20 protein-coding genes are annotated in these 24,472 nt (G+C 67.5%); 5 read left to right on the top strand and 15 right to left on the bottom strand.

Features of this window, described 5'->3' with window-relative positions; genetic code table 11:
• Positions 1 to 11 precede the first annotated feature (11 nt).
• Positions 12 to 311 carry a hypothetical protein gene (locus FEI13_RS19060; RefSeq protein WP_158294524.1) on the bottom strand — a complete coding sequence of 100 codons (300 nt, stop codon included), beginning with the start codon at positions 309 to 311 and terminating at the stop codon, positions 12 to 14.
• A 212-nt stretch (positions 312 to 523) separates the two neighbouring features.
• Positions 524 to 3,025 (bottom strand): PqqD family peptide modification chaperone, encoded by a 2,502-nt coding sequence (locus FEI13_RS07375; RefSeq protein ID WP_158294523.1) that lies wholly within the window; start codon positions 3,023 to 3,025, stop codon positions 524 to 526.
• A gap of 160 nt (positions 3,026 to 3,185) precedes the next feature.
• Between FEI13_RS07375 and FEI13_RS07370 the strand changes: the two genes are divergently transcribed.
• Together FEI13_RS07370 and FEI13_RS07365 are read left to right on the top strand one after the other, a co-directional pair.
• Entirely contained in the window at positions 3,186 to 3,776 is a 591-nt protein-coding gene (locus FEI13_RS07370) for a TetR/AcrR family transcriptional regulator (RefSeq protein WP_138180902.1), read from the top strand.
• A gap of 85 nt (positions 3,777 to 3,861) precedes the next feature.
• Complete coding sequence (locus tag FEI13_RS07365) at positions 3,862 to 4,431, top strand: carboxymuconolactone decarboxylase family protein (RefSeq protein ID WP_138180900.1); 570 nt, start codon at positions 3,862 to 3,864, stop codon at positions 4,429 to 4,431.
• Positions 4,432 to 4,527: 96 nt separating this feature from the next.
• On the opposite strand, the gene FEI13_RS07360 is transcribed toward FEI13_RS07365, so the two are convergent.
• From FEI13_RS07360 to doeA, 12 genes are all read right to left on the bottom strand, one after another.
• A complete protein-coding gene (locus tag FEI13_RS07360; RefSeq protein ID WP_138180898.1) occupies positions 4,528 to 5,211 on the bottom strand; it encodes a haloacid dehalogenase type II in 684 nt (227 codons plus the stop codon).
• 81 nt (positions 5,212 to 5,292) lie between these two features.
• Positions 5,293 to 6,240, bottom strand: coding sequence for a cyclodeaminase (locus tag FEI13_RS07355; RefSeq protein WP_138180896.1), 948 nt, complete (start codon positions 6,238 to 6,240; stop codon positions 5,293 to 5,295).
• Between the two features lie 162 nt (positions 6,241 to 6,402).
• Complete coding sequence (gene eutB, locus FEI13_RS07345; RefSeq protein ID WP_138180894.1) at positions 6,403 to 7,410, bottom strand: hydroxyectoine utilization dehydratase EutB; 1,008 nt, start codon at positions 7,408 to 7,410, stop codon at positions 6,403 to 6,405.
• 101 nt (positions 7,411 to 7,511) lie between these two features.
• On the bottom strand, positions 7,512 to 8,939 hold the full coding sequence (locus FEI13_RS07340) for an aspartate aminotransferase family protein (RefSeq protein WP_138180892.1): 1,428 nt from the start codon (positions 8,937 to 8,939) through the stop codon (positions 7,512 to 7,514).
• A gap of 71 nt (positions 8,940 to 9,010) precedes the next feature.
• A complete protein-coding gene (locus FEI13_RS07335) occupies positions 9,011 to 10,492 on the bottom strand; it encodes an NAD-dependent succinate-semialdehyde dehydrogenase (protein WP_138180890.1) in 1,482 nt (493 codons plus the stop codon).
• A gap of 261 nt (positions 10,493 to 10,753) precedes the next feature.
• Positions 10,754 to 13,537 (bottom strand): aminotransferase class I/II-fold pyridoxal phosphate-dependent enzyme, encoded by a 2,784-nt coding sequence (locus tag FEI13_RS07330; protein ID WP_138180888.1) that lies wholly within the window; start codon positions 13,535 to 13,537, stop codon positions 10,754 to 10,756.
• A gap of 60 nt (positions 13,538 to 13,597) precedes the next feature.
• Positions 13,598 to 14,596: a C45 family autoproteolytic acyltransferase/hydrolase gene (locus FEI13_RS07325; protein ID WP_240036463.1), complete on the bottom strand. Its 999-nt coding sequence runs from the start codon at positions 14,594 to 14,596 to the stop codon at positions 13,598 to 13,600.
• Positions 14,597 to 14,643: 47 nt separating this feature from the next.
• Positions 14,644 to 16,227: a biotin carboxylase gene (locus FEI13_RS07320; protein WP_240036462.1), complete on the bottom strand. Its 1,584-nt coding sequence runs from the start codon at positions 16,225 to 16,227 to the stop codon at positions 14,644 to 14,646.
• Positions 16,228 to 16,265: 38 nt separating this feature from the next.
• Positions 16,266 to 17,135, bottom strand: coding sequence for a carbon-nitrogen hydrolase family protein (locus tag FEI13_RS07315; RefSeq protein WP_138180886.1), 870 nt, complete (start codon positions 17,133 to 17,135; stop codon positions 16,266 to 16,268).
• 185 nt (positions 17,136 to 17,320) lie between these two features.
• Positions 17,321 to 17,794, bottom strand: coding sequence for an Lrp/AsnC family transcriptional regulator (locus FEI13_RS07310; RefSeq protein ID WP_138180884.1), 474 nt, complete (start codon positions 17,792 to 17,794; stop codon positions 17,321 to 17,323).
• A gap of 17 nt (positions 17,795 to 17,811) precedes the next feature.
• Positions 17,812 to 18,825 carry a N(2)-acetyl-L-2,4-diaminobutanoate deacetylase DoeB gene (gene doeB, locus FEI13_RS07305; RefSeq protein ID WP_138180883.1) on the bottom strand — a complete coding sequence of 338 codons (1,014 nt, stop codon included), beginning with the start codon at positions 18,823 to 18,825 and terminating at the stop codon, positions 17,812 to 17,814.
• Positions 18,826 to 18,971: 146 nt separating this feature from the next.
• Positions 18,972 to 20,171 carry an ectoine hydrolase DoeA gene (gene doeA / locus FEI13_RS07300; RefSeq protein WP_138180881.1) on the bottom strand — a complete coding sequence of 400 codons (1,200 nt, stop codon included), beginning with the start codon at positions 20,169 to 20,171 and terminating at the stop codon, positions 18,972 to 18,974.
• A gap of 453 nt (positions 20,172 to 20,624) precedes the next feature.
• Here doeA and FEI13_RS07295 point away from each other — a divergent pair, with 453 nt between their 5' ends.
• The 3 genes from FEI13_RS07295 to FEI13_RS07285 all read left to right on the top strand — a co-directional run bounded on the left by FEI13_RS07295 (position 20,625) and on the right by FEI13_RS07285 (position 23,580).
• Positions 20,625 to 21,572 (top strand): 2-hydroxyacid dehydrogenase, encoded by a 948-nt coding sequence (locus FEI13_RS07295; RefSeq protein ID WP_138180879.1) that lies wholly within the window; start codon positions 20,625 to 20,627, stop codon positions 21,570 to 21,572.
• A 98-nt stretch (positions 21,573 to 21,670) separates the two neighbouring features.
• A complete protein-coding gene (locus tag FEI13_RS07290) occupies positions 21,671 to 22,237 on the top strand; it encodes a nicotinamidase (RefSeq protein ID WP_138180877.1) in 567 nt (188 codons plus the stop codon).
• A complete protein-coding gene (locus tag FEI13_RS07285; RefSeq protein WP_138180875.1) occupies positions 22,234 to 23,580 on the top strand; it encodes a nicotinate phosphoribosyltransferase in 1,347 nt (448 codons plus the stop codon). Before FEI13_RS07290 ends, FEI13_RS07285 begins: the two co-directional genes overlap by 4 nt.
• Positions 23,581 to 23,699: 119 nt before the next feature.
• Here FEI13_RS07285 and FEI13_RS07280 read toward each other — a convergent pair whose 3' ends face one another.
• Complete coding sequence (locus tag FEI13_RS07280; protein ID WP_138180873.1) at positions 23,700 to 24,437, bottom strand: SDR family oxidoreductase; 738 nt, start codon at positions 24,435 to 24,437, stop codon at positions 23,700 to 23,702.
• Between the last annotated feature and the right edge of the window lie 35 nt (positions 24,438 to 24,472).

Here is a 24,472-nt window from a genome sequence, read left to right as displayed (position 1 = left end):
CGATGGCGAGATCACCCCTCGGCTTCAGCTTCTGCTTCACCCTCGGCCTCTCCTTCGGCGTCTTCTTCGGCCTCTCCTTCGGCCTCTCCTTCGGCCTCTCCTTCGGCTTCTCCTTCGGCCTCGGCATGCGCCTCGGCCAGCATCAGCGGCGCCTCCTGGCCGCTGGTATAACCCAGCGCCTCAGACGGTTCGCTGGCCACGGCCTGGAAGGCCGCTCCGCTCGCCACCAGCAGCAGTGCCGGCGCCGTGTAGCCGAGCTGACGGCCGAGCCGGCCCAGCAGGTTGCGACGTTTCTCGTCGTGCAGTGTCATGTTCATGACCTCCTCGATTGGCATTCTCGACACGTCCCGTCGACGCGAGCTCTTACTAGCGGCTCTCACTACGAGCCGTTGACACAGGCGCTCGACGTACGCTCTCGAATGGCATGGTCGACACGCCCTGCGTGTCGTCATGCCGTGAGCCGGCCCGGCGGACCGACCCCGTCACCGACGCTGCCGCGGCAGCGCCGTATGCTCGTGCCCCGCTACTCCCCCGCCGCGGCGGGGCGGACGGCCTGGGCGTCGGAGGCGATGTGCGTGGCCAGCCAGTCGGTCAGCGACGCGGACGATGGCCCCTGCGGCTCGCTCTCTGTTTCTGTCACTTCTGTCTCGGTCTCCGTCTCTTTTTTTGTCTCGCTCTCGCTTTCTGACGGGATGGCGCTCAAGGCCAGGCTGGAGAGCCAGTCGCCGAGGGCCGTCACGCCGTGGCCTTCCAGCACCCGCCCTTCCCCGGCCAGGCAGTGCGGCAGCAGGGCGCCCAGGGCCTCCAGCATGGCGACCGGGGCCAGGGGCTCCTGGACGTGCTCGCCGCCCGGCAGCAGCACGCCGCGCAGGGTCACGCCGGCCGAGATCCTCGATGCGGGCCACGCGCTCGCCGGCTCGTCGGCGGCGTCCGCCAGGGGGAGATCCAGGGGCTCGGCCCGTGTCGGGTCCGAGAGATCCAGGCGCACGCCGCGGGTCAGCCGGCCTCCGCCGGCCTCGCGCAGCCGCGCGAGCAGGCGGCGGCGCGGCTCGCCCACGGGGAGCAGGCAGAGCACCCCGGCGCCGTCGGGCATGCTCAGCAGGGGCGCGTCGATCACCGGACGCTCGGGGCTCGCGACTCGGTGCAGCAGGTGGCTCGTCAGCGCGGTAGCCAGCTGTGGCAAGGTCAGCCGCGCGGCCAGCAGCCGATCTGCATCGGCGAGCGCGTAGCCCGCCTCATCGCGCAGCACCCGAAGCCGCGGCCGCTCGCTCGCCGCCTCGTCGCCGAGCGGTGTCAAGCGCTCCCCGAACTCGCGCTCAAGCCTCGCGATGGCCGGAGCGCTCGCTACCTCCAGCGCCCACTCGTGCCCCGCCAGACGCAGCGCGAAGCCACGCGCGACACAGGGCGCCTTGAACGCCGCCGCATCGGCCTCGGCGGCCGGCTCGGTCGCGCCCGAAGCGACTCGCTCGCCCTGCTGGCAGAGCAGGCCGGCACGGCACCAGTCATCCAGGGTGGTCCAGACCTCCCGGCGCAGGGTTTCACGATCGGCCTTTCGTTCGTCCCCGCGATCGTCCGGCGCCCCGGTCATGGCGTGGCACAGCGCCTCGACGATGGCATCGAGATCGAGCCCCTCGGTCGCCAGCAGCCAGATCAGCGCCGCCGTGTCGTTGGGCCGGTAGAGATCACCGCGACGCGTGTCGTAGAGGGCGAGGCGATCCTCGTCGACGATCTCCGTGACGCGTCGGCGCGCAAGACGCGGGGCCGGCAGCGGCCGCCCGGCGAGCCCCTCGGCCAGCCGCCGGTCGGCCAGGCTCGGCAACGTGAAAAAGGGTAGGTAGCGCTCCGGCTCGGCGGCCGGCAGCAGCCGCGAGAAGCCGCCGGCGCGCGCCCGCTCCGCCTCGGCCTCGGCGACCAGCGCCGCGGCCGATCCCTGCGCCTGGTCCACCTCCTCGCTCGCCGTCTCGGTCGACGCCTGTCCGGGAATATCGAGAAGCGTCACCAGGTCCCGGACCAGCCCGCCCTTGACGGCCTCCTCGACGCGCCCGCCCGCCTCCGGGGCGGCGCAGATGCCCAGCGAGGGGCTGAGGTTGCACTCCAGGATCCACGGCTTGAGGGTGTCATCCACCAGGCAGTCGAGCCCCAGCAGCTCGTAGCAGCCGCGCGGGTCGGCGCCGGCCTCGGCCGTGCGATGGCGCATGGCGTCCACGGCGGAGATCACGGTCAGCGCCACCAGGTCCTCGATGCGGGCGAAGAGGGCATCGTCGTCGTGCCCCTGATCCCGCAGCCACTGGCGGTAGCGATTGACGTCGATGAACTCCACCGGCACCTCGGCGCGGTCGTTCAGGGCGTTGATGTCCGGATTGGTCAGTTGGCTGTAGGGGTTATCGGCATCGTCGGGATCCCAGGGCTCAGAGGCCAGCTTGGCGAAGCCCTGGCGGTAGAGATAGACACGCAGCGGCTCGAGGGAGGCGATCAGCACATAGAGGCGCAGCACATACTTGTGGCCGCGGATGGTGTGGGGATTGGCCAGGTACTCCTGCACCAGCCAGTCCCGGGCGAGGGGCGTTTCGGCAACATCCTTGAGCAGCCGTATGCCCTTGCCCTTGGAGGCATTGGTGGGCTTGAGGATCCAGCGCTGCTCGGGGTGATCCTGGGCGGCCTGCTGCAGCGCGTGGTAGTCACCGGGCATCACATAGGCGCGGGGGAAGAACGCCAGCCGCCGGGTGAGCTCATGATCGGGCCCATGGCTCTCGTGGAGGCGCTCGCGCAGGGTGGCGAGGCTCTCGTGCAGGCGACTCTTGACGGTGAGCGCCGCATTGCCCGGGAAGTGATTCATCGTGCGCGTCGGCGAGACCCGCCGAAACTGCCCAGCCTCCGGCATGCCGGTGATCCAGGCGGCATCCCAGTCGTGCTCGTCCCCGGCCTGCCAGCCCCAAGACTCCAGGGCCTCTCGAAAGAAGCGATCCTGTTCGGCGGCCCGCTTGCCGCCCAGCCAGAAACGTCTCGTCGAATGCTGCTCCGTCATCCTCGGATTCTCCTGTGCGGCCATCGTGATGGTGATGCCGTGGCTGTGAACTCTGGTCGCTCTGTCGTCGCGGCCACGCGCTCCTTACAGCGATAGCAACCGCGGGGCGATTTGTTGTCGCGCCTTGATTTATGGAACGATCGATACTAAATTCACCGGCATGACACGAGGACGCCCCATCGCTTTCAGCCCCGACGAGGCCGCGAGCGCCGCCATCCAGGTCTTCTGGGCCCGAGGCTACGACCGCGCCTCGACCCGCGACCTGCTGGAGGCCATGCACCTCTCGCGCAGCAGCCTCTATCAGGCCTTCGGCAACAAGGAACAGCTGTTCCTCGAGGCCCTGCGGCGCTATCGGGAGTCGCTGATTGGCCGGCTCGAACGCCGGCTCGAGACGGCGCCCTCGGCCATGGGCTTCCTGGAGAAGCTGTTTTGCGAGACAGCTGGCGAGGCCGGCAGCGAACGCGCCGCCCTGGGATGCCTGATCTTCAACTCGGCCAGCGAGCTCGGCCAGCGCGGCGATGCGCCGTCGCAGCAGGCCCAGCAGAGCATGGCCGCCATCACGGCGCTGTTTTACCGCGCCGTGGTGCGGGCCCAGGCCGAGGGCGACATCGCCTCGCACCACGATCCCGACGCCCTGGCCGGCTACCTGACGATGGGCATGGCCGGGCTCAGGACCCTGCTGAAGAGCGGGATGCACGGCGAGCAGACCCACCAGGCGACGGAGCTGCTCCTCGACGGCCTGCGACGCTGAGCGCCCACTTTTCATTTGCCATTTATGGAACAATCGATCCATAAATGGCGTGATACGCACGACCCACGACGACGGAGGTACCCCCATGTCAGCCGACTACCAGATGCAACTCCCGCCCCAGACCCTCGAGACCGCCGATGCCAAGGCGAAGCCGCTGCTCGAGCAGGCCAACGAGACGCTGGGCTTCGTACCGAACATGTACGAGGGCATGGCGAAGGCGCCCGGCGTGCTGGACACCTACCTGCACGGCTATGAGTTGTTTCGCCAGGACTCCGGCTTCGCGCCCCCCGAGCAGGAGGTGGTCTTCCTGACCATCAGCCGGCTCAACGGCTGCGGCTACTGCATGTCCGCCCACAGCATGCTGGCCGATAAGATGTCCCAGGTGCCGGCCGAGGTGCTGGAGGCGATCCGCAACGGCCAGCCGATTCCGGACGAGCGCCTCGCGGCGCTGGCCGCCTTCACCAAGGTGATGTTCGAGACCCGAGGCATGCCCGGCGAGGCGGACGTCGAGGCCTTCCTGGCGGCGGGCTTCGAGGAGCAGCACGTGCTGCAGATCGTCCTGGCCCTGGCCGTCAAGACGCTCTCCAACTACGCCAACCACGTCAACCATCCGCCCGTCGACGAGGTCTTCGCCGACTACGCCTGGCAGGGCTGAGGCCGCCTGTCCGACACGACGACGCCCTGGCCGGGTCAACCGGCCAGGGCGTCGTCCTGCGTGGCTCCTGGACGCGACGGTACGCGACGCGGTGGCTCAGGCCAGGCGCTCGGCGAGGGCGTCGAGGTCGGCCACGGTGAGGTCCGGATCGATGCCCCAGGGATCGAAGGGCGCATCCGGGCTGCGCCGCACCCAGGCGGCATGCAGGCCGGCGTGACGCGCGCCGATCACGTCGAAGGCGTTGCTGGAGATCAGCCAGGTGTCGCCCGGCTCGCTCTCCAGCCGATAACGCAGGTGGGCGTAGACCGCCGGGTCGGGCTTGAAGCGTTTGATCTCGTCGACGCTGACCACGTCGTCGAAGCGGTCGCGGATCGCGGCCTGCTCCAGCAGCCCCTCGACCGCCTCACGGCTGCCGTTGGAGAAGGCCACGCAGCTCACTCCCGCCTCGGCGAGGCGATCCAGCGCCGCCGAGGCCTCCGGGAAGGCCGGCAAGCGCGCATAGATGCCCATCAGGTGCTCCTTGTCGGTCTCCGAGAAGCGCGTCTGCAGGGCGCGATCGGTGAACTCCAGCGCCTCGCGGGTGCAGCGGGAGAAATCCACGTAGGCGCCCATCAGGCCGCGGCGGAAGCTGTACTCCAGCTGCTTGTCGCGCCATCGGCGCGAGAACTCGGGCGCCAACTCCGAGCGGTCCTGCTCGGCGAGACGCTGCTCGAGCTCGGCGACCACGCCATGGGTGTCGATCAGGGTCCCGTAGACATCGAAGGCGAGTATCATGGCCATCCCCTTGCTCCTTCCATTGGTGAGAGTTCCCAGCCTGCGCCAGGTGCCCCGCCGCGACAAGTCGACCTGAGGTGGAAGGCCTCAGCCGGAGAGCAGCCTCGACAGGGCGAAGTTGGCAATGGCGGTATCCTGGACACCGGTGCCGGTGAGGTCGCACACCGTGAGGGTCTCGTCCGTCAGGCGCAGGCGCTGGCCCTCGGCGATCACCCGACCCAGCTCATGGACCTTGAAGGGCACCTCACCGCCCTCGAAGGCCTTGAGCTCGCCGTTGCCCTCGCTCTGGGCGCGGGTATCGCAGACGAAGGCGTCGGCGCGGGTCAGTACCGAGGCGTCGAGCTCGCGCTTCTCCGGGCTGTCCGACCCCATGGCGGTGACATGCACGCCCGCGGGCAGGTCCCGGGCATGCAGCAGCGGGGTGCGTGACGGGGTGGCGGTGACGATGATATCCGCCTCTTGGCAGGCACGGTTTACGCCGTCATGCACGTTGACGGCAAGCCCAGTGGTGCGCATCCGCTCGGCGTAGGCCTCGGCGCCGTCGCGGCGACGCGCCCAGACGTCCAGGGTGTCGATGTCGCGCACCAGCCGCAGCGCCTGGACCTGCTGCTCGGCCTGCTCGCCGGCGCCGAGCACCGCGACCCGGCGGCTGTCTCGGCGCGACAGGTGCTTCGCCGCGATGGCGCCGGCCAGCGCCGTGCGCACCCGGGTGAGGTAGCCCTCGTCGAAGAGCACCGCCTCCACCCGTCCGGTGCGGGCGGAGAACACCATCATCAGGCCGTTGAGGCTCGGCAGCCCCAGCCGCGGGTTGTCGAAGAAGCCGGGGCTGACCTTGATGGCGAAGCGTTCGGCGCCGTGGATATGGGCGGTCTTGACGTCGACCTCGCCGTTGGCCTCCTCGATGGCCATGGAGAGAATCGGCGGTTGCACCACCTCGCCGCGGCCCAGCGCCGCGAACCCCGCCTCCACGGCGGCAAGCGCCGCCTCGTCGATGCCGACGGCGGCCTCGATGGCCTCGCGCTGGTAGAGCTGCATGGGAACCTCCTGGAAAGCTGGAAGCTGGAAGCTGGAAGCTGGAAGCTGGAAGCTGGAAGCTGGAAGCTGGAAGCTGGAAGGCAGTGTGAGAGATCCCCGAGACAAGCGACAAGGGTTTCCTTGTAGCTTGCTCCTTGTAACTTGTAGCTGCCCGAAGGGCGTTCAGCGTCCCGCCAGGGCCCGGGCGCGGTCAAGGGTCGCAAGCGACACCGCGTTGCCGGAGAGGATCAGCGCCACGCGCTGGCCGCGCACGTCGAGGGTCGGGTGCTCGAGCGCGTGCGCCTCGAGGGCCGCGAGCCCCACCGCGGCGGCGCCCTCCACCAGCACCTTCTCGTGCTCGAGGAGCGCCACCATGGCGCTGGCGATGGCCCGCTCCGAGACCTGGAGGTGGTCGTCCATCACCTCGCGTACCAGCGCCAGGGTGCAGCGGTTGTCCGCCCCGATGCCGCCGCCCAGCGAATCCCCCAGGCTCTCGACTTCCCCGACGGCCACGGGACGGCCGGCCTGGAGGCTTGCCCACATGGCCGCGCCCTGCGACAGGCTCACCCCCGTGACCAGGCAGGCGGGCCGGATCGCCTTGATCGCGGCGCCGATGCCGCCCAGGAGGCCGCCGCCGGAGAGCCCGACGATGACGCGATCGAGGTCCGGGGCGTCCTCCATCAGCTCCAGGCCGACGGTGCCCTGCCCCGCCGCGACGAGGGGGTCGTCGAAGGGCGGGATCAGGGTCATGCCCCGCTCGCGCACCAGCCGCTCGACCTCCTCGAAGGCCTCGTCCTGGCTGGCCCCGACGCGCCTGACCTCGGCGCCCAGCGCCTCGATGGCGGCGACCTTGTCGGGCGGCACCAGCCGCGACAGGCAGATCACCGCCGGTAGCCCCAGACGCGAGGCGGCGTACGCCACCGCCCGGCCGTGGTTGCCGGTGGAGGCGGTCACCACGCCGGCCGCCAGGGCCTCGCGGCCGTGGCGCTCGATCAGCGCGGCGATCATGTTGGTGGCCCCGCGAAGCTTGAAGGCGCCGGTGGGCTGGTGGGTCTCGAGCTTGAGCAGGATCTCGGCGTCGAAGCGCGCCGAGAGCGCCGCCGAACGGATCAGCGGCGTACGCACCGTCTCGCCGGCGAGGCGTCGACGCGCCTGATACAGCCCCTCCAGGGTGACACCGTGATGGTCCATCGTGGCCTCCTCGTTAACGGCGTCGCCGCGGGCGAGCCCGCGGCGACGATGATCAACGCTGATGGTCGCCGGCCCTCGACGGGCCGGCGACGGGTGAGCCGTCAGGCGACGGTCGCGGCCAGGCCCTTGACGGCGCCCTCACGGACCAGCTCGTCGAGCACCGCATCCACGGCGCAACGAGCCCGGGCGACGATCTCGTCGACCTCCTCGCGGCTGGTGGTCAGCGGCGGCGCGAAGCCCAGGATGTCGCCCTGGGGCATCGCGCGGGCGATCAGGTTCTCCTGCAGCGCCGCCGCGGCGATGCGCGGGCCGACCTTGAGCGCCGGATCGAAGTCCTGGCGGCGCGCCGGGTCGGCGGCGAACTGAAGCGCCGCCAGCATGCCCACGCCACGCACGTTGCCAACGATGGGGTGGTCGCCGAAGGCGGCCTGCATCTGCTGCTGCAGGTAGGCGCCGGTCTCGGCAGCGTTCTGGGTCAGCCCCTCGCGCTCGATGATCTCGAGGTTGGCCAGGCCCGCGGCGCAGCCCAAGGCATGCCCGGAGTAGGTCCAGCCATGGCCGATCGGGCCGTACTCGCCGGTGCCCTGCTCCAGGACCTTCCACACGCGGTCGCCGACGATCACCCCGGAGAGCGGCTGGTAGGCACTGGTCAGGCCCTTGGCCACGGTGATCAGGTCGGGCCTGATGCCGTAGAAGTGGCTGCCGAAGTCGGCGCCGATGCGCCCGAATCCGCACACCACCTCGTCGGCGATCAGCAGCACGTCGTACCTGGCCAGCACCGCCTGGATCTCGGTCCAGTAGCCTTCCGGCGGCGGCACGATGCCGCCAGTGCCGAGCACCGGCTCGCCGATGAAGGCGGCCACGGTGTCCGGGCCCTCGGCGAGGATCATCTCCTCGAGCTTGGCCGCACAATGCTTCGAGAACTCGCGCTCGGTCATGCCCTCGAGTTCCGCGGCCCGCTGGTAGTAGAACGGCGCTTCGGTGTGGCGGATGGTGTCGATGGGCAGGTCGAAGTGGTCGTGGAACGCCTTGAGGCCGGTCAGCGAGCCCGAGGCGATGCCGGAGCCGTGGTAGCCGCGCATCCGCGAGATCACCTTCTTCTTCTGCGGCAAGCCGCGCACGTTGTTGTAGTAGCGCACAATCTTGAGCTGGGTCTCGTTGGCATCACTGCCCGACATGCCGTAGTAGACCTTGGACATGCCGGGGCCGGCGAGCTCTAGGATCTTCTCGGACAGCGCGATCTGCGGCTCGTTGGAGTGCCCCACATAGGTGTGGTAGTAGGACATCTTCAAGGCCTGCTCGTAGATGGCCTCGGCCACCTCGGTGCGGCCGTAGCCGATGTTGACGCAGTACAGGCCGGCGAAGCCGTCGATGAACTCGCGGCCATCCTTGTCGACGATGTGGATGCCCTGGCCGCCGGTGATCACCCGGCCCGGCGCATCGCCGTGGGCGAAGTCGCGCAGGTGAGTGGAGGCGTGGAAGGTCACCTTGCGGTCGCGCTCGATCAGGTCCTGGTGCTGCTGGTTCATCTCGTGTTCTCTCTTCTCTCGTGCTCCCCGGCATCCCGCCGGGGAGAAGGTTCATCGATGTGTTCGGAAAATCAGCTGCCGGAGACCGAGCCGAGGGCACCCAGGCAGTAGTACTTGGTCTCCAGGTATTCGTCGATGCCGGTCACGCCGCCCTCGCGGCCGAGGCCGGAATGCTTGACACCGCCGAAGGGCACCGGAGGGCCGGTCATCTTCACCGAGTTCACCGACACCATGCCGAACTCCAGGGCCCGCAGGGCCTTCCAGATGCGGCGGATATCATGGGTGTAGAGGTAGGCCGCCAGGCCATACTCGGTGTCGTTGGCCATCTCGATGACTTGGTCGTCGTCCTCGTAGGCGGTGATCCCGGCCACCGGCGCGAAGCTCTCCTCGTGCCAGAGCTTCATGTCGCGCGTCACGCCGGTGAGCAGCACCGGCATGAAGAAGTTCTCGCCGGGCGCCTGGCTCTGGTCGCCGGCCACCAGGGTCGCGCCCTTGGAGATGGCGTCGTCGACGATGGCCGCGGCCTTCTCCACCGCCTGGCGATGGATCAGCGGACCCAGGTCGATCTCGCCCTCCAGGCCGTTGCCCACGGTCAGCGCCGCCATCCTCTCGGCGAAGTACGCGACAAAGTCGTCATGGATCGACTCGTGAACCAGGATGCGGTCCGCGGCGAGGCAGTCCTGCCCGGCGGTCTGGAACTTGGCCGCCACCGCGGCGAAGGCCGCCTCCTTGGGATCCATGTCCGGCCCGACGATGAAGGGGGCATTCCCTCCCAATTCGAGGGAAACACGCTTCACCGTGTTGGCGCACTGCTCCAGCAGCAGCCGGCCGACCCGGGTGGAACCGGTGAAGGAGAGTGCCTTGACGCGGTCATCAAAGCACAGGAGCTTCGACACCTCGGCGGGCTCACCCAGCACCACGTTGAACACGCCGGCCGGAATGCCGGCACGCTCGGCAAGCTCGGCCAGCGCCAGCGCCGAGAACGGCGTCTCGCCGGCGGGCTTGACGATCACCGTGCAGCCGGCCGCCATGGCGGCGGCAGCCTTGCGAGTGATCATCGCCAGCGGGAAGTTCCACGGGGTGATCAGCGCGGCAATGCCCACCGGCTCCTTGAGGGTGCCCAGCGCCGCGTTGGGGATGTGGCTGGGGATGGTCTCGCCGAAGGTGCGTTTGCCCTCCTCGGCGAACCAGCGCACGAAGCTCGCCCCGTACTCCACCTCGCCGCGGGCATCGGGCAGCGGCTTACCCTGTTCGAGGGTCATCAGGGTGGCGAGGTCCTCGCGATGGGCCTGCAGCAGGTCGTACCAGGCCAGCAGCCGCTCGCAGCGCTCGTCGGCGCGCAGGGCGCGCCAGTGCACGAAGGCGGCCTCGGCGGCATCCACGGCGCCGGTGATCTGGTGGGGCTCCAGCCAGGGGATGTGGCCCAGCGCCTCGCCGGTGGCCGGATCGAACACGGCCTCCTCGCGGTTGCCGTCGCCGTGGGTCCACTTGCCATCCACGTAGGCGTACTGACGGAACAGACGCGGATCGCTGAGCTTGTTGGACAGAGTCATGCGCTACCTCCCCTGACGCGCCGGCGTGTGTCAGCGCCGGCGATGTTCCGGCGCGGCTCTGGGCGCCGAGAAAACGAAGAAACGGACGAGCCGCCTGTCGCTAGGTCGCAGGACGGCTCGATGGGTACAGGGTAAGCGCGATGGCGGGACGAGACTTTTCGTTAATCGGTGAAGAAGGCGCAGGATTTTTTGTCCTGCGCCGCTAGGCCGCGGTTTTTTCTGTTGCTCCTGAACTCAGGCTCCTGAACTCGGCTCCTGAACTCAGCCCTGGGGCGGGTCGGCCAGCGCCTCCTCGGTGAACACCAGCAGGCCGAGCTCCGGCCGGTAGCCGTGTATCTCGGTGACGTCCAGGGCCTGTAGGAAATACAGGATCTCCTCGCTGACCACCTGCCCGGGCACCAGCACCGGGAAGCCCGGCGGATAGGGAATCACGAAGCTCGCCGAGACCACATCGCGGCCGGCGCGCATGCGGGCCTGCAGCTCGCCGTTGTCGAAGCGCAGGTACTCGGTGTGCTCCTCGTCGTAGCTCAGGAAGAAGGCGCGGCGGATGTCACCCTCCGGGGTGGCACCCTCGGCCACCGGGCGGAAGGCGTCGTGAAAGCGGCTGAAGTCCGGCAGCGGCGGCAGCTCCTTGGTCAGCGAGTGGATGCGATTCTCGATGATCCTGCGCTCGGGGCGGCTGCTCTCCTCCCAGCGATACTCGAACTCCTTGGCCAGCTTGATCAGCACGTCGATCAGGTAGGCGATGGCGCCCCGGGAGGTGCCGATGTTGGTCATGAACAGCACGGTATTGCGCGAGGTCTTGTTGATCTGGATGCCGTACTTGTTCATCAGGTATTCGTTCTTGAAGGTATCGCCGTCGATGCCCGTGGTGCCAATGGCGATGGTGATGCGGCTGGGGTCGACGACGAACTCGTCGTTGGCCCAGGCCTCCTCCATCTTGTTCCAGCCGGTGACCGGGTCGTAGAAAGTCTCGACGCCCGATTCGCGGTACTCCAGCGGCACCATGTCGCGGTTGATCAGCACCCGGAAGTACTTCTGCAACAGCGGATGGGTGTAGAGCTGCTCACGCAGCGACAACGCGGCCTCGACCTGGGCATGCACCAGCTCGAAGCCCTCCATCTCGGCCTGCATGCGCCCCACATCCAGCGAGGCGATGATCTGGTAGTTCGGCGAGGTCGAGGTATGGGTCATGTAGGCCTCGTGGAACGGCGCCTCGACCTTCTGGCGATAGTCCTGATCCCAGATATGGATCATCGAGCCCTGGCGCAGCGAGGTCAGGGTCTTGTGGGTGGAGTGGGTGGCATAGGCACGGATGCGCACCATGTCGGGGTCGGGCATCAGGCGCCGATCGAGCCAGGTAGCATCGTCATCGGGATCGAGGGCGTCGAACTCGGCTTTCCAGGCGTCGTACTCCTCACGATAGGCGGCGCTGCGGTAGCGATCACGCAGGGTGCGGGCGGCGTGCATAGCGGTACGCGGCCGATAGGTCGGGTTGAAGCCGGCGAAGGCGAACCAGGCCTCGTCCCACAAAAAGACCAGATCGGGCTTGATCGCCAGGCACTCCTCCATCACCCGCCGCACGTTGTAGACCACGCCGTCGAAGGTGCAGTTGGTCAGCAGCAGCATCTTGACCTTGTCGAGCTGGCCCGAGCGCTTGTAGCCGAGCAGCGTCTTCTTGATCTCCTTGAGCGGCACGGCGCCGTACATCGAGTAGTCGTTGAGCGGATAGGAGTCGAGGTAGCTGACATGGGCGCCGGCCAGCACCATGCCGTAGTGGTGCGACTTGTGGCAGTCGCGGTCGATCAACACGATGTCCCGAGGCTTGACCAGCGCCTGCACCACGATCTTGTTGGCGGTGGAGGTGCCGTTGGTGACGAAGAAGGTCTGGCGTGCCCCGAAGGCGCGGGCGGCGTACTCCTGGGCCTTCTTGATCGGTCCATAGGGCTGCAGCAGCGAATCGAGCCCGCCGGAGGTGGCCGAGGTCTCGGCGAGGAAGATGTTGATGCCGTAGAAGTCGATCATCTGCCCGGCCCAGTGGGAGCGGGTGACGGACTTTCCCCGCGAGATGGGCATGGCGTGGAAGACCCCGGTCGGCTTCTTGCTGTACTCGCGCAGGGCGTCGAAGAAGGGCGTGCGGTAGCGGTTGTCGATGGCCCGCAGGATGGTGTGGTGCTGCTCGATGTAGTCCGTCTCGCGGTAGAAGATGCGATTGAAGTGACGGATGTCGCGGCTGGCCGTGGCCTCCACGTCGCCGCTGGTGACCAGGAACTGATCGATCTCGGGGCGCAGCTCGTGGATCATCGAGCTGAGCAGGATGCTGCGCTCGGCCTCCGAATGCTGCTCCAGGGACTGCTCGGAGATCCCCTCCAGGTAGCTACGCAGGGCGCTGAGGTTGTACTTCGACTTGTAGGGAAACTCGTAGCGGATCAGGCAGGCCTGGATGTTGGGGTTGACCAGCACCGCGATCAGCGCGTCCTCGAAGCTGCGCACCGTGACCACGTCGTAGACGAAGCGGTCTTCCGCGCGGCGCATGTTGTGGAAGGCCTCGCGGACCACCTCCTCCTCCGGTGCCGAGAGGTTGTCGACGATCAGCAGCTCGAAGTAGGGCTGGGCCGAGCTGTTGGAGGCGGGGTGGCCGCGCCGCAGCTGCGCCAGGGCGTCGAGGGTCTCGAGGTCCTCGGCGTCGGCATCGGTCTCGGAGAGGTCGACGTGTCGTCGCCGGTAGGACTCGCTGATCAGCGCCCGCACCAGGCGCTTGACCACCTTCTCCAGCAGGCCGTACTCCTCGCGATGGAAGAGCGCCCAGAGATGACGGAAGTCCTCCTTGGAGGGGAAGGCGTGATAGTCCTCGATGATCTCGAGCCGCGTCAGCTTGACGTCGACCGCCTTGACCAGGTTCTTGGCGCGATTCGGGTCGTTCAGGCGCACCAGCTGCCCGAGGTCGCGCTTGAGCGCATTCCAGGTGTCGGCACGCAGCTGGGAGATCTTGTGGTAGAAGCCCAGGGCTGTGTAGGGCGTCTCGGTGGGACTCGTCTCTGGCATGGCAACACCCATCCATGTTCGTTGTTATTAAAACGCAGCGCGACGGCGAGCGAGCCGGGATCAACCGGCAGGCAGGCCGCGCGCCCCGTAGCGCACGGTGACTCGCTCCTCGGGGAAGTGATCGAAACTCAAGTCGAGGGTCAGGCCGGGCCAGTGAAACTCCGCACGCCCCGTCGCGGGACGATAGACCGCGGTATAAACCGTCCCCAGGCCGCGGCGATAGTCGTGGCGAAACAGCGGCGGCGACGAGAAGGCGGCAATCAGTCGCTCCTCGGTGGTGGCCTCGTCGTCCACCAGGATCGACAGCTGGCGCTCGCGGATCAGCGTCTCCGAGGCCAAGGCGTGGGCATACCACTCGATCTTCTTCTGGTGATTGGTCGCCACCGGCACCCGCCGGATGCTGGCGCGACGATCCGGACCGATCATCGCCGTGACGTAACGGCCGGCGGCGTCGGCCACGGTGATGTTGTAGGCCATGTGGGTGGGGATCCGCGCCAGCACCTCGGCTGCCTCGGGCACGCTGTCGCAGAACTCCAGCAGGTAGCGCAGGATGATCGGCGCGCCGAAGCCCTGGCCCACCGTCTTGCGCCCGCCGAAGGCTAGTGACACGGCGAGCCCGCGGTCGTTCATGCCGTCGAGCACGCCCCACAGGCAGTCGGTCATGGCGATCACCCGCCGTGCGTTCCAGTGCGTGTAGAGAATGGTCCCCTCGCAGAGCTCCGGGGGGTAGTCGTAGTTACGCGCCAGCACCGTGGATGCGGGACTGGCCAGCACCGCCTGGGAGCAACCGGTGATGTAGGGCGGCGGCTGGTAGAGGCTCAGGAAACGCGCGGCGAGGTCTCCCCCGCCGGCTAGCTCGCAGAGCGCACGATAGGTGTCGAGCAGTTCCGGCATGTGCTGACGAAGGGCGTTGTAGCAGGCGAGATACCCCGGCCGCTCACGCTCTCCCTCGCTCAAGTACCACTGCTCGTAGGCCGGCCAGTGGTACTCGAACAGCGCCTGCCAACGCGGCCCCGCCGTCGCCTCGCGCACGGTCCGAAAATCGAGCATCTTGTCCATGTCGCCCGGCGGTACCTCCCGCGACGATGGGGAACCGATCCCGGTATTCACAGGATCTTGAAGTTGCCGCCGCCGACGGCGTGGCTGACGGCCACCTCCTCCACCACCGGATCCTGAAGCGACTGCCCCGCATACTGGCCGCGGATGCCGTCGATCCACGCCTTGGCGCGCGCGTTGAGCTGGAAGTCGTCGTCCATTAGGCGCCCACGGGTGATCAGGATGCCGAGATCGGCGCCCTCGTAGCGGAAGTCACCCGCCCCGCTGATACGCAGGAAGAAGCCTTCGCTGTCGTCCTCGGCGGCGTGGGGGTGATAGTTGTAGTGGTGATAGCCGATGCTGCCGTCGTCGGCCATCTTCCAGACCCCGGTGCGCGGTGCCTGGGTCAGCAGATCGACGCTCTCGTCGGTGTGCTTGATCACCAGCTGGCTCCAGCTGTCGACGCTCTCCGGATGCGCCCAACGCTCGTTGATCTCGTTGATGTCGAGATCGAAGTCGACGTCGGAGAACTCCAGCAGGTGGAACAGGAACAGCGGGATGTCGGAGTGGGCGAAGGCCGCCACGTTGGTCAGCGAGCTGGCCCCGGTCACCCGCGGATTGAGTTCACCGAGATAGACCTCGCCGTTGTCCATGTCGATCAGGAAGTCGAGCTCGAAGTAGCCGCGATAGCCTTCCTCGCGCAGCGCCTCGCCGAACTGGAAGGTGTACTCGCGGGCCTTGTCACGGACCGACTGATCGAAGGCGCCGGCGAACATCTCGTTGCCGCACCAGCCGCCCTTGTAGGGGGTCAGCGTCTTGAAGCCGACCAGTTCGGTCATCAGCGGGCCGACCACGGTGCCGCAGCGGGTCGCACAGGCCTCGATGGCCGAGCCGCGGCAGTTGATGCGCTTCATGATCTTGACCTCGGACTCGGCCTCGATCTCCTCGGCGTGCTTGTAGTAGTCGTCTTCGTTGGCGATGAAGAAGGTGGTGTGGCCGGAGTCGCCGAAGGCGGTCTGCACTACCAGATCGTCGCCGAGCTCCCGGCTGACCTCGCACAGCTCCTGGTAGCTGCCCACCTTGGCCAGCACGTTGGGTACGCTGGGCACGCCGGCCTTGTTGCCGATGCGCACCGTCTCGATCTTGTTGTCCATCCGCGAGCGCAGCTTGGCCGGCGGGAACGCCACCTTGAGGCCGAGCTGCTCGCAGACCTCCTCAGTGTGCTCGTCGAACATCAGGAAGGCCGCCACGCCGGCGTTCCCGCCCTGGGCGCGGGACTGGATGAAGTCGATGACCTCCTTGTGTTCGAGGAGGTAGTTGTTGATGTCCTCGATGCTCTCGAAGTCGCGGGGAAACTTCTCCTTCGGCACGAAGACGTTGCGCTGCTGGCCCTCGAAGCAGTCGATGTAGTTGATGTGGCGAAAGTTGCCGACCCAGTCGCCGATCCCCAGCAGGTTGAAGTTGGTGGCCGAGATGAAGTAAATCGGCTCCTTATTATTGAGGAAGTGGCGGCGTACGTCGGCAATGGTTGTTATTTTGCTCATCGTGGTCGCTCCATCGGGTACGGGGGAGGCGCCGGGCGCCTGGTGCGCGGCAGGGGCCGCCGGGGTGTTGCGGAACAGGCGGCGCAGCAATCGAAGCAGTGGCTCCAGCATGGCATCTCCTTTTCACTGCACCGCCCACAGGCGAGGGGTCAGTACTCCTCGATGTCGGCTCGAACCGGCTTGGCCAGCGGCCCGAGGGTATCGAGGAACGGGCTCGAGCCGCTCTCGCTGCGATACAGCGAGAAGTCGACCTTGCGATCGCGGAAGCTCTTCAGCGGCTGGCCCAGGCCGCGCAGACCGGTCTCGCGCTCGCGGCGCACGCGATTGAGATCGACCTCGATCGGCATGACCTCCTCGCCGGTGCCGGCCTGGTGAATGACGTCACCGGAGGGACCCACCACGATGGAGCGGCCGTTGCCGATGGCGCCGGCGCCGTTGATGTCGAAGAAGTAACACTGGTTGACCGCCGCATTGGTACGCGCAATGGACAGCTCGATGTCGCGATCGATGGTGTCGGTCATGGTCGGGTGCAGGATTACCTCGGCGCCCATGGCGGCCAGGGTGCGGGTGGTCTCGGGGAACCACATGTCGTAGCAGATCGAGACCCCGAAGCGCGCCACGTTGGGCACGTCGAAGACGACGAACTCGCTGCCGCTCTCCACGCCCGCCTCGTAGGGGCGGAAGGGGAACATCTTGCGAAAGCGGGACACCACCTGGCCATGGGGGTTGATCACCGACAGGGTGTTGTAGATGCCGTCCGGGGTCTGCTCGAACATCGAGCCGGGAATCAGCCAGATGCGATGCTGCTCGGCGATCTGGCAGAACAGCGCCTCGGCGTCGTTGGGCAGCGGTTGCGCATGGTGCGGCGAGGCCCCCATCGGCATCAGTTCGCTGAACAGCACCATCTGTACCTGAGGGAAGCGACTCATCAGCACGTCGATGCGGTGGCGCATGGCCTCGGTGTTATCACCGTGGTGCAGGGCGTGCATCTGCACCCCGGCAATCGTGAAATAGGACATAGGAGCTCTCTGCGTCAGGCGATCTTGAACACTTCCGGGGCACTATCGAACACGAACCGGCACCAGCGGATGCATGCCGGTAGGATCGCCCGGCCGAGTGGGCACACGCCCACCCTCCAATACCAGCTTATGACACATGTCCCTACATCACATCAACGCTGACATCGCGGTCGGCCGAAATGCGCTCAGGCGAGATCGTCGGGGCGAAACCCCAGGGAGGGACGCTTCACCGTCTTGGTGACGATGTAGGTGAAGTAGCGCTCGATACCGGCCTCGCCGGTCAGCCAGGCATCCATGCGGCGCTGGTAGGCGTCGATGGAATCGGTCTCGAATTTGATCAGGTAGTCGACGCCACCGCCGACGGCCACGCACTCGGTGACCTCGGGGGTGGCGTGGACCAGGACCTCGAAGCGGGCGAAGCTCTCGGCGTTGTGCGCCTTGAGCTCGATCTGCACCCACACCGGGGTGCGCTTGACCAGCGCGTCGGGATTGATGCGCGCCGAATAGCCCTCGATGATGCCGGCCTTCTCGAGCCGGCGCACCCGTTCCCAGCAGGGACTGACGGAGAGGTTGATCGCCTCGGCCAGCTTCGACTTGGTGATGCGTCCGTCTCGGGACAGGATCTCGAGGATCTTCAGATCGTAACGATCGAGCTTCATGCGTCTCTCTGTCCTGTTCAGCCGAGCGAGTCGACGACCTCGGCAATCACCGCAATGGTATCACCCATGTTGACCTGTGCCGGGAAGCGCCGGGCGGCGAGGATGCCGTTGCGCTCGGCGCGGTACTCCACCGGCGGCGTGCCGCTGCGGGTCATGTCGTAGACCCGGGCGATCACCTGGCCCTGCTCCACCGCCTCGCCCAGCGCCAGGGTCAGCTCCAGCAGGCCGGAATGCTCGCTCTGCACATAGCAGCTAGCATCGGGCATGTCGAGGTAGACCTGGAGCTCGGTGGGCATTTCCACCTGCCCCTCGATCAGCCCATAGTGGATCAGAAAGTTGCGCACGCCGCGCTCGGTGATCGCCAGGCTCTCCGGCGTGGAGGTGCCGCCGCCGCCTAGCTCGGTGGCCACGAAGATCTTGCCCTGGCGTTCCACCGCGGTATCGAATAGCGCCTCGGCATCGAGCTCGAACATCATCATGGCGTAGGGCGCCCCGAAGGCCTTGGCCCCTTCCAGCGCCTGGCGCTGCTGGTCGGGATTGTCGAGCACGTGGGAGGCGCCGAATGGGATGATGTCCAGGGTGCGTCCGCCGGAGTGCAGGTCGAGCACCACGTCGCTCATCGGCACCACCACCCGGGTGAAGTAGTCGGCGATCTTCTCGGTCACGCTGCCGTCCGGGTCGCCGGGGAAGCTGCGGTTGAGGTTGCCGCCGTCCATCGGCGAGGTGCGCCGGCCGGCCATCGCCGCCGGCACGTTCATCATCGGCACGATGATCACCCGGCCCTGGACGTCGCCCGCCTCGAGGTCGCTTGAGAGCTTCATCAGCGCGGTGATGCCCTCGTACTCGTCGCCGTGGTTGCCGCCGGTCAGCAGCGCCGTCGGGCCCTGGCCGTTCTTGACCACGGTGATCGGGATCATCACCGCCCCCCAGGCCGACTCGTCGTTGGAGATCGGCAGCTTCAGGAAGCCGTGCTGCACGCCGTCGGCGTCGAAGTCGACGGTGGCGCTGATGGGGCTGGGACGCTTGGTCATGGTGAAACTCCTTGTTCTCGTGTGGCATGGGCATCATGGCTTCTATGCCACTCGGGGCTGATCTGAGGGCAGATTCTTAGTTCCCTCTTCGATCTGCCCCCAGCACCCCTCGTTACTTGTTGAGGCAGGCCGAGCTTCTTGCATGTTTAGCGCACGAAGAGCTGGCGCGGGAAGTCAGCCAGCGTCTCGCAGCCGGTCTCGGTGATCAGGATGCTCTCGGTGATCTCCAGGCCCCAGTCGTCCTCCCACAGGCCCGGCATGAAATGGAAAGTCATGCCCGGCTGCAGGATGGTCTCGTCCGAGGGACGCAGGCTCATGGTGCGCTCGCCCCAGTCCGGGGGATAGCTGATGCCGATGGGGTAGCCGCAGCGGGCGCCGCCGCGGTCGAAGCCGTACTTGTCCATGGCCGAGCCCAGCGCCATGGCGATATCCGCGGTGCGATTGCCGGGCTTGGCCACCGCCAGGCCGTTCTCGATGCCCTCGAGCAGCGCCGATTCGGCACGCACGAACTCCTGGGGCGGCTTGCCCAGGAAGACGGTGCGCGACATCGGCGCATGGTAGCGCTTGAAGACCCCGGCGATCTCGAAGAAGGTGCCCTCACCCTCGCGAAACGGGGTGTCGTCCCAGGTCAGATGCGGAGCGGCGGCATCGGAGCCGGTGGGCAGCATCGGCACGATGGCGGGATAGTCACCACCGTAGATCTTGCCCTGGTCGTCGCGCCAGCCCTCGATGGCCACCCGGTAGATCTCCGAGACCAGCTGGCTCTTGGGCAGGCCCGGCTCGATCACCTCGAGAATCCGCGTGTGCATACCCTCGACGATCTTCGCCGCCACGCGCATGTACTCAATCTCCTGCGGCGACTTGATCGCCCGACACCAGTTGACTAGCGAGTTGGCGTCCGTGAAGCGCGCATGGGGCAGCTCGCGCAGCAGGCTCAGATAGGCCTTGGCCGAGAAGTAGTAGTTGTCCATCTCCATGCCGACCACGCCCTCATGCCAGCCACGGTCGGGCAGGATGGTCTGGGCGAGATAGTCCATGGGGTGCATGTCCGGATTCTGGACATAGTAATCCGGGTAGTAGGTGATGTTGTCCGGGTCGATCCAGCAGGTGCGCAGGGCCCCGTTGGCATCCATCCGTCGGCCATACCACACCGGCTCCCCTTCCAGGCCGACCAGCACGCACTGATGCACATAGAAGGACCAACCATCGTAGCCAGTCAACCAGGCCATGTTGGAGGGATCGCTGACGATCAGCACGTCGATGCCGCGGCTGGCCATCTCGGCGCGCACCTTCCACAGGCGGGTCGCATATTCTTCACGAGTGAAGGGCAGGGAAACCTGAATCATGAAGCCACTCGCCATCGCATCTATCAACAAATCGGCCCTCTCTGCGTCGAGAAGGCCGGGCCGGGTGCCGCGTTACTGCCGAATGCCATCCCGGCCACGGGCCGGGGTCGCGTCACGCAGTCGATCGCTTATCTAAGGGCAGGTTACTGCCAACCCATGGTAGGCGGTCAAGCATTTCTTGGGGCGCAGACACCGCGTCACGACCGCCCCGACGCCCACGGTGACGCCGCCCAGGCCACACGGGAGTCAGCAGACAGGATATGCTCTCTCAGGCCACCGCTTATTCGGTGGCGAAAAGCTCGGAGGCCGACGGCCCGAGGCCGCGATCATCGTAGGCGTAACGGCGACTGAACGCGACTCGGCGCTCCTGGAGTCCCGTCCTGAGCGGGGCTTTTCCCGCGTCGGCGAAACCGGGAAGATGGAGGCTAACGTCCATCTTCTTCAGGAGGTCCCATGCGAGTGCTGGTCCATATCGACGCCGCCGATCAGTGGCGAGAGGCCCTGGCCCGGCGGCTGCCCGAGGCCGAGGTGATCACCAGCGCGGCCCCGGCCGAACAGCGTCGCGGCGCGGACTATCTCGCCGTGTGGAAGCCCTCTTCCGAGCTGCTCGGCGAGCCCGTGGCGCTCAAGGGCATCGTCAACCTCGGCGCCGGGGTCGATGCCCTGCTGAACAACCCAGGACTCCCCGAGGGGGTGCCGATCGTCAAGCTGCGCGATGCCGGCATGGCCGAGCTGATCGGCGATTACGTACGTTACGGCCTGCTGCACTTTCAGCGCGACTTCGACCGCTATCGCCGCCAGCAGGCGCGCCACCAGTGGCGGGAACATGCGGTGGTCGACAAGGCCGACTGGCCGGTGGGCGTGCTGGGGCTGGGCGCCATCGGCGCCAAGGTAGCGGCCATGGTAGCCGCCGACGGCTTCCCGGTGCATGGCTGGAGCCGCTCGCCCAAATCGCTGCCCGGCATCACCTGCCACCACGGCGACGCGGGCCTTGAGGCGCTGCTCGCAGCGGTGAAGAGCCTGGTGCTGCTGCTGCCCGACACCCCCTCGACCCACCACCTCATCGATGCCGCCGCCCTGGCGCGGCTGCCCGAGGGGGCGAGCCTGATCAACCCCGGCCGCGGCAGCCTGATCGACGACGCGGCGCTGCTCGATGCCCTGGGTGAGGACGATGGCGAGGGCGAGGCGAAGGGCCGGCTGCGCGGCGCACTGCTCGACGCCTTCCCCGAGGAGCCGCTGCCCGAGTCGAGCCGGCTCTGGTCGCATCCGCGCATCTGGATCACCCCTCACATGGCCGGCCCCACGCCGCTCGAGGAGGCGCTTGATCAGGTGGCCGAGGCGCTGCGCGCCTTCGAGGCCGGGACACCGATCGACACCATCGATCCCCGGGCCGGCTATTGAGTAGCTGACCGGGGCGGGTACCGATCGGCCCCTACAACAACGGCGTCACAGCCCCTACCCTGTGGAGGGACACCCAACGACCTCCCGAGAGGTGCGTGATGAGCGTTAACGAGCACTATGATCCCCACGACGCGCTGCTCGTCGTGGATATGCAGAACGACTTCTGCGAGGGCGGCGCCCTGGCCGTGAACGGCGGCGCGGCGCTGGTGCCCGCCATCAATGCCGAGATCGAGGCGGCCCGGGCGGCGGGCGCGCTGGTCGTCGCCTCACGGGACTGGCATCCCGTCGACCACGCAAGCTTCGAACATCGCGGCGGCCCCTGGCCCGTGCACTGCGTGCAGGACACCGAGGGAGCGGCCTTCCATCCCGACCTGGCGCTGCCCACCGACACGGTGCGGGTGAGCAAGGCCACGGCCTTCGATGCCGACGCCTACTCCGCCTTCGACGGCACGGGCCTGGCCGGCTATCTCCGCGAAAAGGGCATCGAGCGGGTGATCGTATGCGGCCTGGCGCTGGATGTCTGCGTCAAGGCCACGGCGCTGGATGCCCGCCGTGAGGGCTTCGAGGTGCGCCTGCTCGAGGCCCTCAGCGCCGCGGTGGATCCCGACGCCGTGGACGACGTCCGCTGTGAGCTGACCGACGCCGACGTTGAGGTGCGCCCATGAGCGAACTGCCCCCGCTGCAGGTGGACGAGGACGAGCTGGCCCTGCTCACCGACCTCTACCAGCTGACCATGACCCAGGCCTACTGGAAGGAGGCCATGGACGGGGTGGCCACCTTCAGCCTGTTCTTCCGCCGGCTGCCGTCCGAGCGTCGCTTCATGCTCGCCTGCGGGCAGCAGCACGCCGCCGCGCGGCTCAGCCGGCTGCACTTCGGCGACACGGCCCTTTCACGCCTGGCCGACACCGGCCTCTTCGAGGCGGGGTTTCTCGACTGGCTGGCGAACTGGCGCTTCGAGGGAGATATCTGGACCCTGCCCGAGGGCACGCCGGTGTTCGCCAACGAACCGCTGATGGAGGTGGAGGCGCCCATCGCCCAGGCCCAGCTCCTCGAGAGCCTGGCGATGAACCTGGTGCAGCTGGAGACGGTGCTGGCGTCCAAGGCGGTACGCATCGTGATGGCGGCGCGAGGCCGGCCGGTGGTGGATTTCGGCATGCGCCGCATGCACGGCACCGATGCCGCGGTGCGCGGGGTCCGCGCCTACCGCGCCGCGGGGCTTTCCGGCACCAGCAACGTGCTCGGCGGCCTGCGCCACGACCTGGCGCTCAACGGCACCATGGCCCACAGCTATGTGCTGGCCCACGACAGCGAGCGCGAGGCCTTTCTCGCCTTCGCCCGCCACTATCCCGGCACCACCCTACTGGTCGACACCCACGACACCCTGGAAGGGGTGCAGAAGGTGATCGAGCTGCTGCGCGAGGAGCCAGCACTCGCGGTGAAGGCCATCCGGCTCGACTCCGGCGACCTGGGCGAGCTGGCCCGGGGCTCGCGACGCCTGCTCGATGACGCCGGCCATGACGAGGTGCAGATCGTCGCCAGCAGCGGTCTGGACGAAACCCAGATCGAGGCGCTGCTCGAGGCGGGAGCGCCCATCGACGCCTTCGGCGTGGGCACCCAGATGGGGGTCTCCGCGGACGCCCCGGTGATCGATCTCTCTTACAAGCTGGTGGCCTACGCCGGCGAACCACGCGTCAAGCACTCGCCGGGCAAGATCAACCTGCCCTGCCCCAAGCAGGTCTATCGCCGCCGGGACGATCAAGGCCGCTACCTCGGCGACGTCATCGCCCTGCGCGACGAGCCGATCGCGGCCGGCGAGCCGCTGCTGTGCCCGCTGGTGAAGGCCGGCCGACTGATCGAGGCCGAGATGGCCCGCGCCGACGAGGCCCGGGAGCGGGTCGCCGACGCCTTGTCTCGCTTCCCCGCGGACGTCAGGCGCTTCGCACCGGGCAAGAGCGACTACCCGATCACCCTGAGTCCGGGCCTCGAGCGCCTGCAGTCGCGCACCTGAGGGGTCCGCCGGGTAACAGCGCCCTACCCAAAAAGCGAGCCAGGGCACGGCGCCTCGCCCCGTGCCCTGGCTCGTGGATACCGATCGCCCGGCGACGCTGAGCCCGCCGGGCGAACCATTTAGAGCGGCTGCTTGGTCGGCCGGATGATCAGCTCGTTGACGTCGACATCGGCCGGCTGCTCGATGGCGTAGACGATCGCTCGGGCGATGGCATCGGCATCGATGGCCATCTCATAGAGCTCGTTCACGCCCTTGGCGGTCTCGTCGTCGCTGATGGTGGAGGTGAGTTCGGTGGCCACCGCCCCCGGCGAGATGTTGGTGGAGCGGATCTCCTCGCCGCCTTCCTGGCGGATGCCCTCGCTGAGCGCCTTGACCGCGTACTTGGTGGCACAGTAGACGGCAGCGGAGGGGAAGACCACGTGGCCGGCCACCGAAGAGAGGTTGATGATATGGCCGGCATGCTGCTCGCGCATGGTTGGCAGCACCGCGGCGATGCCATAGAGCACCCCCTTGATGTTGACGTCGACCATCTGCTCCCACTCATCGACCTTGAGCTGGTCGAGTGGCGACAGCGGCATCAGGCCGGCGTTGTTGACCAGCACGTCGATGCGGCCGTAGGCCTCCTTCGCGGCCTCGGCCAGGGCCTCTACCTGATCGCGCTCGGTGACGTCGGTGACGCGATAGATCGCCTCGCCGCCCTGCTCGACGATGGCATCACGCAGGGCCTGCAGGCGCTCCTCGCGGCGGGCGCCTAGCACCAGCTTGGCGCCGGCCTTGGCCAGGCGGTGGGCGGTGGCTTCGCCGAGGCCGCTGCTGGCCCCGGTAATGATCACGACCTTGCCTTGAATCTCGGACATCGATGCAACTCCTGTGCACTCGTTCTGCGAAATAG

It is taken from the genome of Halomonas urmiana, from assembly GCF_005780185.1.
Classification (GTDB): domain Bacteria; phylum Pseudomonadota; class Gammaproteobacteria; order Pseudomonadales; family Halomonadaceae; genus Halomonas; species Halomonas urmiana.
Note: the sequence above shows the minus strand (reverse complement) of the source record. Positions and strands in the feature narration are given on the sequence as shown.

Coding starts and splice junctions, on each gene's coding strand:
- FEI13_RS07355 (WP_138180896.1), bottom strand. CDS start 6,240: ATGCAGCTCTACCAGCGCGAGGCCATCGAGGCCGCCGTCGGCATCGAC.
- FEI13_RS07325 (WP_240036463.1), bottom strand. CDS start 14,596: ATGGACAAGATGCTCGATTTTCGGACCGTGCGCGAGGCGACGGCGGGG.
- FEI13_RS07330 (WP_138180888.1), bottom strand. CDS start 13,537: ATGCCAGAGACGAGTCCCACCGAGACGCCCTACACAGCCCTGGGCTTC.
- FEI13_RS07280 (WP_138180873.1), bottom strand. CDS start 24,437: ATGTCCGAGATTCAAGGCAAGGTCGTGATCATTACCGGGGCCAGCAGC.
- FEI13_RS07320 (WP_240036462.1), bottom strand. CDS start 16,227: ATGCTGGAGCCACTGCTTCGATTGCTGCGCCGCCTGTTCCGCAACACC.
- FEI13_RS07340 (WP_138180892.1), bottom strand. CDS start 8,939: ATGAACCAGCAGCACCAGGACCTGATCGAGCGCGACCGCAAGGTGACC.
- FEI13_RS07285 (WP_138180875.1), top strand. CDS start 22,234: ATGAGCGAACTGCCCCCGCTGCAGGTGGACGAGGACGAGCTGGCCCTG.
- FEI13_RS07370 (WP_138180902.1), top strand. CDS start 3,186: ATGACACGAGGACGCCCCATCGCTTTCAGCCCCGACGAGGCCGCGAGC.
- doeA (WP_138180881.1), bottom strand. CDS start 20,171: ATGATTCAGGTTTCCCTGCCCTTCACTCGTGAAGAATATGCGACCCGC.
- FEI13_RS07310 (WP_138180884.1), bottom strand. CDS start 17,794: ATGAAGCTCGATCGTTACGATCTGAAGATCCTCGAGATCCTGTCCCGA.
- FEI13_RS07335 (WP_138180890.1), bottom strand. CDS start 10,492: ATGACTCTGTCCAACAAGCTCAGCGATCCGCGTCTGTTCCGTCAGTAC.
- FEI13_RS07365 (WP_138180900.1), top strand. CDS start 3,862: ATGTCAGCCGACTACCAGATGCAACTCCCGCCCCAGACCCTCGAGACC.
- FEI13_RS07360 (WP_138180898.1), bottom strand. CDS start 5,211: ATGGCCATGATACTCGCCTTCGATGTCTACGGGACCCTGATCGACACC.
- FEI13_RS07315 (WP_138180886.1), bottom strand. CDS start 17,135: ATGTCCTATTTCACGATTGCCGGGGTGCAGATGCACGCCCTGCACCAC.
- FEI13_RS07295 (WP_138180879.1), top strand. CDS start 20,625: ATGCGAGTGCTGGTCCATATCGACGCCGCCGATCAGTGGCGAGAGGCC.
- FEI13_RS07375 (WP_158294523.1), bottom strand. CDS start 3,025: ATGACGGAGCAGCATTCGACGAGACGTTTCTGGCTGGGCGGCAAGCGG.
- doeB (WP_138180883.1), bottom strand. CDS start 18,825: ATGACCAAGCGTCCCAGCCCCATCAGCGCCACCGTCGACTTCGACGCC.
- eutB (WP_138180894.1), bottom strand. CDS start 7,410: ATGGACCATCACGGTGTCACCCTGGAGGGGCTGTATCAGGCGCGTCGA.
- FEI13_RS19060 (WP_158294524.1), bottom strand. CDS start 311: ATGACACTGCACGACGAGAAACGTCGCAACCTGCTGGGCCGGCTCGGC.
- FEI13_RS07290 (WP_138180877.1), top strand. CDS start 21,671: ATGAGCGTTAACGAGCACTATGATCCCCACGACGCGCTGCTCGTCGTG.